Consider the following 13,610-nt stretch of genomic DNA (forward strand, 5'->3'; position numbering starts at 1 on the left):
CCGCCTGCCAGCCGCACATTGCACCTCCTGCGCCTCTAAACGGGCAAAGGGCAGCCTTCTGAAATTTGATTTGTGCAGAAAAATTTCACCGGATGGGAAAAATGCCGGCGGGGATTTTGTGTTCATCAGTTCCAACTTGGACGATGATGCTCACAGGCACTTCTGCCGGTTTTTTGATCGAAGCAGGAATCTCATAAGCGACGGTGCCACCAAAGCCTTCACCGGGCCTAACTGTGCTCTTCCGTATGAGGCCAGCTAAAGCAGCGCCCCCGGAGGCATCACGAGCACGGATTGCGGCATCGGTGGAGTTCTGTTGGCGTTGTGCGGCTTGCCGCTGCTGTTGAGCGAGCGCCGGATCATAGCCGGAGTACATGCCAGTGCCGTTATACTGCGTCCCGGTGCTGGTCGTGCCGCTGTACCCGAATGTTCCTGATGTATATCCGTTAGCCCCGCCAGCCGACAAGGCGCCGCCCATCGCTGCAAGAAAGCTTCTGCGTTTAATGTCCCTTCTCAGCCGCCCCTCTAACTCTTCATAAGGTATCATCGAAATCTGACTTCCACCGGAAAATGAAATCTTGATATCGTCAGGACCAAAGATCACATTATCCGCGAAGGTATGTTTGATATAGACGCGGAATGTGGATTGCTTATCAGGAAGGGTGTCTCTGATACTGACTATTCTGACTATGGAATTGGGCATAACATCATCAACATATTGATTGCCGTTCAGCCATTTCTCAGAATCTTTTTGCGTCGGCTTAGCTTGTATTTGATAGAAGGTTTTGGCCTCGCCATTCCCAATAGGAAACAGTGCAACAGCAAGCAGAGCAGCGCTGATTGCGCACTTCGAGCCCATTTGCAAAAGCATGCCATTTCCTCCTATGTTACGGCTCCGTAAGATTGCTTGGAAAGGCCAAAAGGTCAAGAATGATATACAATAGACCGTGGACCAATAGTCCCCATTTGTCGCCTATGCTGCCGGATGAACGAGAAGGCGATCCTTCACGAACTGGGCAACAGGATCAGGGCGCAACGAAAGAGCATCGGCCTGACGCAGGAGGCTCTTGCATTGGTGGCGGACGTTGATCGTTCCTATTACGGCGCGGTTGAACGTGGCGAACGCAACGTGACTTTCACCGTTCTTTGCCGTTTATGCACAGCGCTCCGATGCGATGTAGCCCTGCTAACCAAAGGGCTTCCGCCAAGCGAATAATTGCTTGTTCAACAACATGTCAGTCGCTGCTAATCGCAAAGGCATCGGCAAAACTTGAGCCGACCTACTAGATTAGCTTGAGAGGTGCTGTTTGGACCCTGTGTCAACTGGGGTAGCTGTAGCGAAGGCGGGAGTTTCAGCGGGCATAAAGCCTACGCTGGAGTTTTTCCGCACCCAATGGGTAAGACGCGGGGCGGCCTGTGCCGATCTAAGCACATTGGGCACCGCAGACAGAGAAATGGATGAAGCTCTTGCTGTCTTGAAGGGCGATGCGGAAAAGCTGCCTCAAACGATTTGGGTTAAGCTGAAAGGGTATTTCTCGGATCGCCCAGCGAGCTTTGACACAGAAAACGCCAGTCATTTCATTTCAGATGATCGCGTAGTTGAACTCGTCAAAGGCGCAACCCGCAAGACATTTGCGAACGAAGACATCTCGGAAGAATGCCAATCGGCACGCGTGCTTTATGCAAGTCTGTTTGACGATGCAGAGCTTTATGAAGGCACAGCACCTTTTGGTGAGAGATTGCTGGAAGATGCGGTTGCCTTCACGTTCGCAACTCTGGTGGCCTATCTCACCCCCGGCGACAGAATTCTGCTTGAGACGCTGACTAGCCAGATTTCAGATGCCAAGACTGAGTTAGTGCAGAACATATCTGCCGGTTTTGCAGACTTAAGCAGCAAGATTGCGGAGATTTCCCAGAAAGGATTTGCATCCGATAGCCTAGACATACGCAGTCAGGTTGATGAAGTCGCTATCGACAATGCGATATTGGAGGAAACCAAGCGCTTCAAACGACGCCGATTCATTCAAGATGATAAGCTGATAGATGATGGGCGATCATTTGCAGGCCGCCTTCGGAAAGGCCTTAGCTTCGGCACGCCCACAATTAGGGCGGAAGCCTTCAGGGAACTGGCAATCATATTCGCCAGAGATGAATTGATTGATGAAGCTAGCGCTGCACTTGAAAGTGCCACTTCGATTTGCGACATCGACGTGACGGCTGAGCGTGCCCGGCTGCTTATGTTGCAGAAGGACTTCGACTCAGCCCTAAAGCTGTTGCGCGGTAGAGTCGATCCCGCGTCGATCAGCATGTTCATCCAAGCTATATGTCTGCGCGATGGCAGCGAAAAGGCAATTGCATACTATACTGAGCATCATAGCGCGAACGAACTGACCGGACATGCTCTGCTTTGGCTTTCAATGCGAATGTCTGAGTTAGCGCAGCATACCGAAGCCAAAGACCTTCTGCATAGTGCCACTCCCGATCAGATAGATGAAAATCCCCTTATCCTGTTCGAGCACGGGCGGCTCTGCATGGCGTTGGCGATGGCTCCCGATGTAGCTGCTCGTTTTCTAAAGACACACGGTTTAATCCCCCGACCCGATGATTATCGAAATGATCAAACTGGCCAACAACTCCTTTCAGAAGCAATCTCAAATTTTCAAGAGTTGTTGAGATTATGTATCGATCTCAACGCAGACGATTTGTTGGCGATTCTCGATCAGCAGATATTAGGCCTAAGACTCTCCCTTCGGGATGCCCCTGAGCGACAAAGTGCTGAGGCAGATTTGAGAGCTAGACTTTCTGATCCCAATAGGGCCGTCGACATCGCCCCCCTAGCCCTACTTTACAATATCGATTTCGATTGGTCTGACCTCAAGGCGCAGCTCGCTCATGCTGAGAGTTTCGGTGGGCTGGATACAAGGCAACTTCGAACGGCCTTTGCATTCGTTATGCGAAGCAATGACCCTGCAAAGGTGGCGGAATTTGTCGGACGACATGAAGTTGGCCTCACTGCCTTCATGAAGACCGAGGAGGTTATCGGAATTCGGATCGAGGCACTGGCAAAATCCGATCGTGTCAATGAGGCTCTTGAGCTTTTGGAGCAAAGCCAGTCATCTGTTGAACCCGATTTTTATGACTTTTTGAAAGCGACGATAGACGAGCATCAAGGTGCTAATTCGATCTCTGCCAGACTGACTCTCTTTGAACAAAGTGACAAAACGCATGATCTGGAAATCCTGATATCTTCCCTCTCCGCGAAGAAGGACTCGCGATTAGGGCACTTTCTTGCGTTGCTTTGGCAGAGGAAGCACCAGCTGGGCGATGCGGCGAAGGCTTGCGATGCTTTCCTGTGGAATGGCCAAACCGAGGAGCTAGATGAGTTTCTGGATACGTTGGCTGATTACATTCCCCAGCATCATCACCTAGGCATTCATCAGGCTTGGAAATTTCAAAGGCAGGGCGAATTGTCGAAAGCCTTGGCCGTATTGGACAGGCTTAACGCTGAAGGAGCCGACAATCACAACATCCGACAGCTTCGAGTGAGCATATTGCTCGAACTCGGGCGATGGAGCGAGCTTGAGCCGTTTTTACAATCAGAGCTTTCCGCGAGAGAGAATCGCAGTTCAAGGACGTTGATGAGCGCGGCTCAGCTTGCAACCGCGTTGGAAAGCCCATCGGCGCTTCCGCTGGTAAGGGCAGCGCTGGATAAAGAGGATCATAGCCCGCAGCTATTCCTGGCTGCATATCATGCTGCACTAAACATGGGTGCTGAGGGCAATGCTGAGGTAAGCGGCTGGCTCAAGGCCGCCATTGACGGGTCCGAAGAAGATGGACCTGTTTGGACGAAGGATATCGACGACGCCGTTGAGCTAATGCGTGAAAGCCAAGAACGCGGTGAAAAGCTAAGCGCTATGATCATGGCGGCTGAGCTTCCACTTTCCTTAGCTGCGAAGCCTTTGAACGTGACATTGAGTTCGATTTATCTCGGGCAGTCTTGGGAAAATCGCCAGAATACAGACCCACGAAAACACAACCTCATTCCTGCCTATGCAGGAAATCGGCTTTTCTGGAAACTGCCCGATGATCCGGTCATTTCGTTTGATGTCACCTCATTGCTCACCCTTCAATCAATCGGGATTCTAGACAAGACACTCAGCGCGATTAGTCAGGTTGTTCTCCCCGCAGGCACGATGTCTCAGATTTTTCAGGACTACTCAGAGGCGCGACATACCCAGCCAAGCAGAGTCCAGCAGGCGCAAGAGATCAAAAGGCTTATTGCAGCACAAACACTAACCATCGAAAAATGCGACCATGCGGGCGAGGAGTTGGAAGGTGAAGTCGGAGCAGAGTTTGCAAGGCTCTATCAGACTGCAATGAGAACAGATGGTTATGTAATTGATACGGCCCCTCTACACCCGCCCGGCAAGCTCAAAGAAACCATCGATCCTAGTCGGTTTGCAGACAGGCTAGTGAGTCCCAAAGGGCTAATTGCGAAGCTGAATGAGACCGGCGATCTGAGCGACGCAGTGGCCAACGAGGCTTTAGCGGCGATCTTTGGCAGTGGTGAGGAATGGCCTAGCGAACCAAGTTTGGCACCCGGTAAGCCTTTATATTTGTCCATGACCGCTTCGCATTATCTGGCGGATGCTGAAATCTTGCCCCGACTGAAGAGCGCGTTTGGGCAACTGGTTATCCTTCCTGACGTTGAGGAGTTGGCGAACCGTGAAATTGCAAACAGCACACGGGCTGCGGCGGTTCGAGATCAAATTGAGCAGCTAAGGGCTTCAGTGGCGGCGGCCATAGAAAATGGCACGATTAGGATCGGAAAACTTACTTCTGAGGATACTACGCAATCCGAGGACGAAGACACCCGGCGCGAGATAGGGCCGCTTTTCAATGCGCTCCAAGATATCAGCGGAGCAACCCTTTTTGTCTGCGACGACCGAGCACTGAACAAGAACGGCACATTCACTGACAGAGCGGAAACCTCTGTAAACACAGCTATTTCCCTTGACGTTTTGAGACACCTGGAGGCGAAAGGTGCGATCACTAACGCCGAGTTTCAACGCGCGATTGAGAAGTTATATGAGGGCGGCTTCGCGCTGGTGCCAGTGGACTTTCAAGAGTTGGTAAAGGCTGCTTGCGCCAGCAACTGGAATGTCGGTCCGAACGCAAAATTGCGCCAAATTCGAAATTCGATCCACCTCCCGCTTATAAGAGGGCTGATAAAGCTGCCCGAAGAAAGGCACTGGTTTCGATCTTCCGTGCTTTCTATCGCTATCGCTATTCGCCACGTGTGGTCGGAGATTGGGGAAGTCGATCATGCGATGCGGGCCGCGACTTATCTCTATGACATGATCCCCGATGTTCGCGCTTGGTCAGCTAAGGACAACTCCACTGATCGAGATGTGTGGGTGCAGGAAGTCACGCGCAGTTCGGTTTATATGTTCGGAAGTGCGTTCATGCTGCCCGAAAGCCATGTCGAGAAGTATCAAAACTGGTTCGATAATTACGTTGGCCCAAGAGAGGAAAGGCGTGATCCTGGAGTGATGGAGGCTGTAGCAAAGGCATTGTTCGAAAGCCTTTCCAAGCCCGTCGATTTGAGCGAGGTGGAAGCCGATGGGTAGCTCAATCGAACCTACCCAAGAGGAGATCACACGATACTTCCTCACGGAAACGCTTCAAAAGTTGCCGCAAAGCCTGTCCCAGCCGCTCCTCAGAATTCCCGATTTGCTAAACAAGATCGGCCTAGCGACGGACGACACTGTCCGCATATTCGACACCCGCGTTTTGCGGGATCACTTGCTTGAGACGCTTCAGGCAATCGCAGACGGCGAAACGCCAGACCTTTCCTCACATAAGGGGTTGAAGGTCAGTGATGCTGTCAGACTAAATTCAGATGGCTCTGCGGAAATCATCAAAGGTAACAAGGGAGCGAGATTCTCAAACGTCGCATTGCTTGGGAAGGATAAGCCCGCACGGCAAAAGTGCCTAACTCAGCTTTTCGCGGACGGAAGATTTGAAGCGCACCGAGAGGCCCACTGGCGAAGGATCATTAATAAAAGGCCAGTGACCCAAGCCGAGTATCTGGCCTTGGAAACGGAGCTTCAGAATCACGCTGAAGTCGATCTATCAGAAATCTCAAACGATCTTGTTGAGGAAAGCGCAACGATTGACATTCTGGCGCGGGCAACGCCCGCTTACCTGATGGATTTAGTTGGCTTAACCAAACTTCCCGACAGCCTTCCCAATTTTCAAAAATCATGGCTGGATGAGGCCAAACAGCTTAAGGGGCGGCACCTTGCTCGCCGTTTGAGGCTGGCAGCGCCAATCGCCATTTTGGGAGGTAACCTTATCGGTGAGGCTGCACTAGCCTCTCTTATTCACGACGCTCGGTTTCGGGCCCGCTCTGGGCATTTGCTGCGGCTGGCTGTATTGCGCGGACGACCGGCATCGCTGGCGTTTGTTTCACCGCATTCGGATTGATGGGCTTTTCGGGTTGAAGGGCTGGGCTCGGAGTTCTGCGGCGCTGCCGCATGGGCTACGTCGGCGCAGGCTTCAGCCGGAGAACGAGGGCGCGGAACAGGTCGGCATCCGGACAGGCGGAAGCGAAGGCAATGCGGATGCGGCTAGCACTTTCTACGACGCGCGCAGCGACCTTGAGCAGCCGCAGGCGCAAGGTGGTAAACTCCGCGCTTGCCAGAGCAGCGGTCCTGGGCATCGCCTGCTGGATGCGCCATAGCAGCCAGTATGCGGCAGTGTGCAGTATCAGGCGCATCTGATTGGCATTGGCCGAGCGGCACGAGGTTCGGTCGCTGGCGAGCTGGGACTTGTGGCGCTTGATCAGGTTCTCGGCCTGACCACGCGCGCAGTAGAGCGTGTCGTAGATGTGCTCGGCCGATCCTGTTGCCAACGAGGTGACGACATAGCGGATGTCCATGCCCAGCGTGCTGGCCTCGATCCGTGCAACGACGCGACGCTGGCACTTCCAGGTCTTTGCCCCATAGCGGGTCTCGGCATAGTTGCGCAGGACGGGACACTGACGCTGGGCGCGCTTGACCGCGCAGGCATCGGCGACCGCAACAATGGCGGGATCGGCGCGCAGCGCTGAATTGGTGGGCAGGCCGAACACGTAATCGACGCGGGCCGCATCGCAGTAGGCCATGACCTCGGGTCGACCATAGTGCCCGTCGCCGCGGATAGTGATGTGGGTATCGGGCCAATTACGGCGCAGGTGACGCACCAGGCGTCGGATGTGCCCCGCCGCCTCCTTTCCAGAAGGCGTCTTGCCTGTGCGCAGCAGCATGGCCACCGGCCTGCCGGTCGCGGTGTCGTAGATATGGATCGGTAGGAAGCAGCGCTCCCCATGATGCCCGTTCCAGAACGAGAGCTGTTGATAGCCATGCACGACGTCGCACGTGTCGTCGATATCCAGCGTGACCGCTGTCGGAGGGGCGGGATAGCTGGCGCAGTAGATGTCGATCATCGCGGCCATCATGCTGGCCAGTTCGCGCGTAGTCGGTGCATTTTCCCACCGGCTCATCGTCGGTTGGCTGGCCAGCCCCGCGCCCGATTCCGGCAGCTTGCCGAGCGCCAGGCGGAAGCCTGGATCGTCGCGCAGAGCATCGAGATCATCGGCATCCTCATAGCCGCACGCAATCGCGAACACACGGGCACGCAGAATGTCATCCAGGCGATGGATCACCCGCGCTGGATCGCGCGGATCGGCAATACAAGCCGCCAGGCGCTGGCAAATCCCCATCGCGCGCTCGGCCTGTGCAAGCAGTAGAACACCGCCATCCGAGGTAAGCCGGCCACCGTCGAACGCAGCTGTGATTTTCTTGCGGCCGACTGCTGGGAATCCAAATGAGCTTGCGATATCATCGTTCATGGCGGGTGTGGCCCGTGGCATTTTCTGCCCTGCGGCAGGTTCGGCTTAGACACCCAGTTCCTAATTCAGATCAGAGGCTTACGCCACTCCCGCCAACCCTTCAGGACACTTTTGGTGAATAAGGCGGGCTAGGCCTGCCTGCCAAAGAACGTTGGGCGCTGTTTGAATATCTAGTTTCCTCGCCTGACCCGCTCTCAGTTTTGGCAGCACTTGAAATTGCTTGTTGCAGCCATGCAAATGGCAAGGCCATCACCAGAGCCACAAAGGCCTTGTCGCTTCTTTGGAAGCCAGACAGCAAAATCTTCAGGCAAGGGGTCGGCGATGTTCACATCACCTATGTAGCTGCGACAGCTTGTTGGAGCAAAGAGCGCACCTTGCATGACTGGCCATTATATGCCCAGCGGTTAGCGAAGCTCCTTCACGCGGCCCACATTGCCCGCATTCTAGATCAGCACAATGTTCAGCGCCCGGACCTCCATGATAGGGTCTTAGGGGCATTTCAATATCGAGCTAGGTTGTCGGACTATCGAGATTTGCAAATCGAGCCATACTGGCAAGCAATTTATCTCCAGGCGTCGACGCTCACTGCCGAAATTTTTCGGCGCTCGGTTGAGGCTGTGCAATCAATTCCAGACGACCTTAGACCCTCAAATTGGACCGATTTAGGGACGGGAATGATGAAATATCTGGATGAGAGGCAAGCCAATCTGATGCTTTGGGCGGCCACTCAGTTTTCGCCATTTCTAGAGAGCTGGAACGGCCTGACCGAACTCGACGAGGAGAATGTTGATAACCTATTTGAAATGCTGAACGGTAGTGACCCCGCCGCCTGGTTAGACCGTATGTTGAAGCTGCAAGTTTCTTTCGAAATCCCGGAGTCGAGGCGCTGCGACTATCGCAACAGGGTAGCTGAGATTGTCGAATCTCTAAACGGAGAACAGTTCATCCATGCAGTCGAGATGAATTTGCACATTGCCGCAAGATGGCGCGACTCAGGCCTGTCAGATGATCTAATCAACATCGTTTTCAGGCGCTTCAAAGATAACGATATTGATTCCAAAAGCTCTCTTACCCGTCAAATCTTGTTGGCTTGCGCCTGCGAGGATTCGGAGGAAAAATGGCTAGAGAAGTTGCGTGTGATAACGACATCGTTTGCTAGAATTTATCCTGAAAGACAGAGGGTTGACGCCTATCGGGACTCACTGATGATCATTGCGGGAATGTCCGAGAAATTAGCGCAAGCAGTTGCTCCCGCTTTGTCTATGGCAAGCCTGATCGACAATGAGGTGGGTTAAATCTGAATTTTTTAGCTAGCGCGAGAGGCGGATTTCGAAGCCAGAATGAAAGTGGGGAATTTACCCCTCCCCCCCACGGGGGGGCACCCCCTGCAACTGATCAACGAAAAATGGGCAGGCACCCCCACCCCGAAGGCAGCAGGCTACAAATCGCGCGAGTGGGGAAACTCGTGGGGATTTCAAAGCTGTCGAGTGGGGATATGGTGGGGCGTTTTCCGGAAGGGTGGCCTAATTGCCTCTAAACCCTTGAAAAACTTGGAGCGGGCGAAGGGATTCGAACCCTCGACCCCAACCTTGGCAAGGTTGTGCTCTACCCCTGAGCTACGCCCGCTCTGGCGGCCGGAGGAAGTGTCCTCTCGGCGGGTGGGGGGCAACTAGCAGCGGCTTCCTACCTCGGCAAGGGAGAATCTGCACAAAATCATTTTTTTCCCGACCGAACCCTTTTGCACAAAAGACGGGGCGCAATCTTGCATCTTGGCGTGGCGTGGCCATCTGCTACTCTTTCGCCAACCTGATCAATGCAACGACGGATAGGATCGCCCCACGCTTCGTTCGGAGGGGTAGAGGAGTAGAGCATCGCATGCCGGAACCGTTGACCCGTCGCGGCCTTTTGCAGGCCGGCGGCGCCGCCGCCGCCGTCCTTCCCCTGCTGGATGAAGCGCAGGCCGCCCCCCCCGGCCGGCCGCAACGCCGGAAGGACAAAGCCCCGATAAGTGCCGTGGGATTGAGCGTGAACGGCCGGGAAGTGCATCTTCAGCTCGATCCGCGCACGACCCTGCTCGATGCGTTGCGGGAACATCTGCACCTGACCGGCACGAAGAAGGGCTGCGATCATGGCCAGTGCGGCGCCTGCACCGTGATCGTCGAAGGGCGGCGGATCAATAGCTGCCTTACCCTCGCCGTCATGCATGAGGGCGATCATGTGACGACCATCGAAGGGCTTGGCACGCCCGAAAAGCTCCACCCGATGCAGCGCGCCTTCATCACCCATGACGGCTATCAATGCGGCTATTGCACGCCCGGCCAGATCTGCTCGGCGGTGGCGGTGCTGGAGGAGATCGAGGCGGGCATCCCCAGCCACGCCACCGAAGATCTCGACCGCGTCGCCTTTTCCGACAGCGAAGTGCGCGAGCGGATGAGCGGCAATATCTGCCGCTGCGCCGCCTATCCCAACATCGTCGCGGCAATCCGCGACGTCGCCGGGGAGGAAAAGGCATGAGGCCCTTCACCTACAGCCGCGCCGCCACCGTCGAGGAAGCGGCGAAGGCAGCCGCCAGCACCCAGGGCGCGCGTTTCATCGCGGGCGGCACCAATCTGCTCGACCTGATGAAGCTCCAGATCGAGACGCCGACCCATCTGATCGACGTCAATCATCTCGGCCTCGACCGGATCGAGCCGACGGCGGAGGGTGGCCTGCGGATCGGGGCGATGGTCCGCAATACCGATCTGGCCGCCGACAAACTGGTCCGCCGCGATTATGCGGTGTTGAGCCGCGCCCTGCTGGCGGGCGCTTCGGGGCAGCTCCGCAACAAGGCGACGACGGGCGGCAACCTGCTCCAGCGCACCCGCTGTCCCTATTTCTACGACACGCATATGCCCTGCAACAAGCGCCAGCCCGGCAGCGGCTGCGGCGCGCTCAAGGGCATGAGCCGCAGTCTGGCGATCCTGGGCACCAGCGAAGCCTGCATCGCGCAGCACCCGTCGGACATGGCGGTGGCGCTTCGCCTGCTGGACGCGCAGGTCGACACGGTGGGCGCCGATGGCGGTCGCCGGTCCATCCCGATGGCCGATTTCCACCTGCTGCCCGGCGAGACGCCGCATATCGAAAATGCCCTGAGGCCCGGCGAACTCATCACCTCCGTCACCCTGCCCAAGCCGTTGGGCGGCACCCATGTCTATCGCAAGGTGCGCGACCGCGCTTCCTATGCCTTCGCGCTGGTGTCCGTCGCGGCGGTGTTCGGGAAGGATGGCCGGGCGCGCTTCGCTTTCGGCGGCATAGGGGCCAAGCCCTGGCGCACCGACGCCGCCGACGCCGCGGCACCCTCCGGCGCGGCAGCCGTCTCCGAGGCTGCGCTCAGCGGCGCACGCCCCACCGCGCACAATGCGTTCAAGCAGCAACTGACCGCCCGCGCCCTTGCCTCGCTCTACCGTCAGAAGGGGGCCTGAGCCATGAAGTTCGACACGCCAGCCACCACCAACCCGATCGACCGGGGCCGCGTCATCGGCAAACCCCATGACCGGATAGACGGCGCCGCGAAGGTCACCGGCACCGCGCCCTATGCCTATGAACGGCACGATGCCGCGCCCAACGCCGCCTATGGCTGGATCGTCGGTTCGGCCATCGCCAAGGGGCGGATCAACGCCATCGACCTGCGCGCCGCCGAAACCGCCCCCGGCGTGCTGGGCATCGTCACGCACCAGAATGCGGGACCGCTCGGCAAGGGCAATTTCAACACCGCCCATCTGCTCGGCGGGCCGCAGGTCGAACATTATGAGCAGGCGGTGGCGCTGGTGATCGCCGACACGCTGGAAAATGCGCGGGACGCCGCCCGGCTGGTCCGCATCGACTATGCGCCGGAACAGGGCCGGTTCGACCTGGCGGCGGAGCGCGACAAGGGGGTTGCGCCCAAGCCCGGCTTCGGCGGACCGGCGGATACCAAGGCGGGCGATTTCGACGCCGGCTTCGCAAAAGCGGCGGTGAAGATCGACCGGAGCTATACCACCCCCGACCAGAGCCATGCGATGATGGAGCCGCATGCGACCACCGCCGCCTGGAACGGCGACAAGCTCACGCTCTGGACCGCGAACCAGATGATCGCCTGGAGCGTGGGCGAAATGGCGCAGACGCTGAAGATCCCGCAGGCGAATATCCGCCTCGTCTCGCCCTATATCGGCGGCGGCTTCGGCGCGAAGTTGTTCCTGCGGGCGGATGCGCTGTTGGCGGCGCTCGGCGCACGCATGGTCGGCCGTCCGGTCAAGGTCGCGATCGCCCGGCCGCAAATCCCCAACAACACCACCCATCGCCCCGCCACCATTCAGCGCATACGCATCGGCGCCGACAAGCATGGCGTGATCGACGCCATCGCCCATGAGGTCTGGTCCGGCGACCTGCCCGGCGGCGACGCGGAGACGGCGGCACAGCAGACGCGCCTGCTCTATCGCGGCGCCAACCGGTTGACGACGCATCGCCTGTCGACGCTGGACCTGCCGGAGGGCAACGCCATGCGCGCCCCTGGCGAGGCTGTGGGCCTGCTCGCGCTGGAAGTCGCGATGGACGAACTGGCGGAGGCCTGCGGGGTCGATCCGGTGGAACTGCGCATCCGCAACGATGTGCAATATGATCCCGAAGCCGGACCGCAACGCCCCTTTTCCAGCCGCAAGCTGGTCGAATGCCTCCGCCAGGGCGCGGAACGCTTCGGCTGGAACCGCCGCAACCCCAGGCCGGGGCAGGTGCGCGACGGGCGCTGGATGGTCGGCATGGGCGTCGCCTCCGCCTTCCGCAACAATCTGGTCGGCAAATCGGGCGCGCGCATCGGCGTCGACGCCAAGGGGCATGTCGTCGTCGAAACCGACATGACCGACATCGGCACCGGCAGCTACACCATCATCGCCCAGACGGCGGCGGAAATGCTGGGCGTGCCGCTGGAGGCGGTGACGGTGCGGCTGGGCGACAGCCGCTTTCCCGTCTCGGCCGGGTCGGGCGGGCAATGGGGCGCCAACAGCGCCACGGCGGGCGTCTATGCCGCCGCCATGGCCCTGCGCGCGAAGCTGGCGGAAAAGGCGGGCTTCCCGGCGGACAAGGCGCAGTTCGAGGATGGGTTGGTGCGCCTGGGCAACCAGTCCCAGCCGCTGGGCACGCTGGCGGGGCGCGAAGGGCTGTGGGCGGAAGACAGCATGGAATATGGCGATCTCGACAAGCGCTATGCGCAGGCCACTTTCGGCGCGCATTTCTGCGAGGTGGGGGTCGACATCGACACTGCCGAGGTTCGCGTCCGCCGCATGGGCGGGGCCTTTGCCGCCGGGCGCATCCTCAACCCCAAATCGGCGCGCAGCCAGGTGATCGGCGCGATGACCATGGGCGTCGGCGCGGCGATCATGGAGGAACTGAGCGTCGACACCCGTTTCGGCTTTTTCGTCAATCACGACATGGCCGAATATCTGGTGCCGGTGCATGCCGACATCCCGGATCAGGACGTGCTGTTCATCGATGAACTGGACGACAAAAGCTCGCCCATGAAGGCGAAGGGCGTCGGCGAACTGGGCATTTGCGGGGCAGGGGCGGCGGTCGCCAACGCGATCTACAACGCCACGGGCGTCCGCCTGCGCGACTATCCGCTGACCATCGACAAGATATTGGCCGCATCCTCCGGCCAAAGGGTTGCTTGAACTTCCACGGCGGCGCCCCTAGTCCCTCTCCCAAAGAG

General features: G+C 57.8%; 9 protein-coding genes and 1 tRNA gene. 7 read left to right on the forward strand and 3 right to left on the reverse strand.

Going from position 1 to position 13,610, the window contains the following annotated elements:
* Window positions 1–85: 85 nt before the first annotated feature.
* The gene (locus NUH86_RS14860; protein WP_267250211.1) at window positions 86–868 is read right to left on the reverse strand and encodes a hypothetical protein; all 783 of its coding nucleotides are present in this window, start codon (window positions 866–868) and stop codon (window positions 86–88) included.
* A 114-nt stretch (window positions 869–982) separates the two neighbouring features.
* On the opposite strand from NUH86_RS14860, the gene NUH86_RS14865 reads away from it, so the two are divergent.
* The 3 genes from NUH86_RS14865 to NUH86_RS14875 all read left to right on the forward strand — a co-directional run bounded on the left by NUH86_RS14865 (window position 983) and on the right by NUH86_RS14875 (window position 6,486).
* Entirely contained in the window at window positions 983–1,213 is a 231-nt protein-coding gene (locus NUH86_RS14865; protein ID WP_267250212.1) for a helix-turn-helix domain-containing protein, read from the forward strand.
* A gap of 238 nt (window positions 1,214–1,451) precedes the next feature.
* On the forward strand, window positions 1,452–5,627 hold the full coding sequence (locus tag NUH86_RS14870; protein ID WP_267250213.1) for a hypothetical protein: 4,176 nt from the start codon (window positions 1,452–1,454) through the stop codon (window positions 5,625–5,627).
* On the forward strand, window positions 5,620–6,486 hold the full coding sequence (locus NUH86_RS14875; protein WP_267250214.1) for a hypothetical protein: 867 nt from the start codon (window positions 5,620–5,622) through the stop codon (window positions 6,484–6,486). Before NUH86_RS14870 ends, NUH86_RS14875 begins: the two co-directional genes overlap by 8 nt.
* A 55-nt stretch (window positions 6,487–6,541) precedes the next feature.
* Here the strand turns inward: NUH86_RS14875 and NUH86_RS14880 are convergent, their stop codons facing one another.
* Window positions 6,542–7,891, reverse strand: a complete 1,350-nt coding sequence (locus tag NUH86_RS14880) for an IS1380-like element ISSp1 family transposase (RefSeq protein ID WP_013039775.1) — start codon at window positions 7,889–7,891, stop codon at window positions 6,542–6,544.
* 200 nt (window positions 7,892–8,091) lie between these two features.
* On the opposite strand from NUH86_RS14880, the gene NUH86_RS14885 reads away from it, so the two are divergent.
* Complete coding sequence (locus tag NUH86_RS14885) at window positions 8,092–9,186, forward strand: hypothetical protein (RefSeq protein WP_267250215.1); 1,095 nt, start codon at window positions 8,092–8,094, stop codon at window positions 9,184–9,186.
* Between the two features lie 256 nt (window positions 9,187–9,442).
* Here the strand turns inward: NUH86_RS14885 and NUH86_RS14890 are convergent.
* Window positions 9,443–9,517 (reverse strand) — tRNA-Gly (locus NUH86_RS14890).
* A gap of 249 nt (window positions 9,518–9,766) precedes the next feature.
* Between NUH86_RS14890 and paoA the strand changes: the two genes are divergently transcribed.
* Genes paoA through paoC form a run of 3 tightly spaced genes read left to right on the forward strand, consistent with a single transcriptional unit; the run spans window position 9,767 to window position 13,572 of the window.
* Complete coding sequence (paoA, locus tag NUH86_RS14895; protein ID WP_267250216.1) at window positions 9,767–10,405, forward strand: aldehyde dehydrogenase iron-sulfur subunit PaoA; 639 nt, start codon at window positions 9,767–9,769, stop codon at window positions 10,403–10,405.
* Window positions 10,402–11,352, forward strand: coding sequence for an FAD binding domain-containing protein (locus NUH86_RS14900; protein ID WP_267250217.1), 951 nt, complete (start codon window positions 10,402–10,404; stop codon window positions 11,350–11,352). The genes paoA and NUH86_RS14900 overlap by 4 nt, the downstream gene beginning before the upstream one ends.
* Window positions 11,353–11,355: 3 nt before the next feature.
* Window positions 11,356–13,572, forward strand: a complete 2,217-nt coding sequence (gene paoC / locus NUH86_RS14905; protein ID WP_267250218.1) for an aldehyde oxidoreductase molybdenum-binding subunit PaoC — start codon at window positions 11,356–11,358, stop codon at window positions 13,570–13,572.
* The last annotated feature ends 38 nt before the right edge of the window (window positions 13,573–13,610 follow it).

It is taken from the genome of Sphingobium sp. JS3065, from assembly GCF_026427355.1.
In the GTDB taxonomy this organism is placed as follows: Bacteria; Pseudomonadota; Alphaproteobacteria; order Sphingomonadales; family Sphingomonadaceae; genus Sphingobium.

Coding starts and splice junctions, on each gene's coding strand:
- NUH86_RS14860 (WP_267250211.1), bottom strand. CDS start 868: ATGCTTTTGCAAATGGGCTCGAAGTGCGCAATCAGCGCTGCTCTGCTT.
- NUH86_RS14880 (WP_013039775.1), bottom strand. CDS start 7,891: ATGAACGATGATATCGCAAGCTCATTTGGATTCCCAGCAGTCGGCCGC.
- paoC (WP_267250218.1), top strand. CDS start 11,356: ATGAAGTTCGACACGCCAGCCACCACCAACCCGATCGACCGGGGCCGC.
- paoA (WP_267250216.1), top strand. CDS start 9,767: ATGCCGGAACCGTTGACCCGTCGCGGCCTTTTGCAGGCCGGCGGCGCC.
- NUH86_RS14900 (WP_267250217.1), top strand. CDS start 10,402: ATGAGGCCCTTCACCTACAGCCGCGCCGCCACCGTCGAGGAAGCGGCG.
- NUH86_RS14875 (WP_267250214.1), top strand. CDS start 5,620: ATGGGTAGCTCAATCGAACCTACCCAAGAGGAGATCACACGATACTTC.
- NUH86_RS14870 (WP_267250213.1), top strand. CDS start 1,452: ATGGATGAAGCTCTTGCTGTCTTGAAGGGCGATGCGGAAAAGCTGCCT.
- NUH86_RS14865 (WP_267250212.1), top strand. CDS start 983: ATGAACGAGAAGGCGATCCTTCACGAACTGGGCAACAGGATCAGGGCG.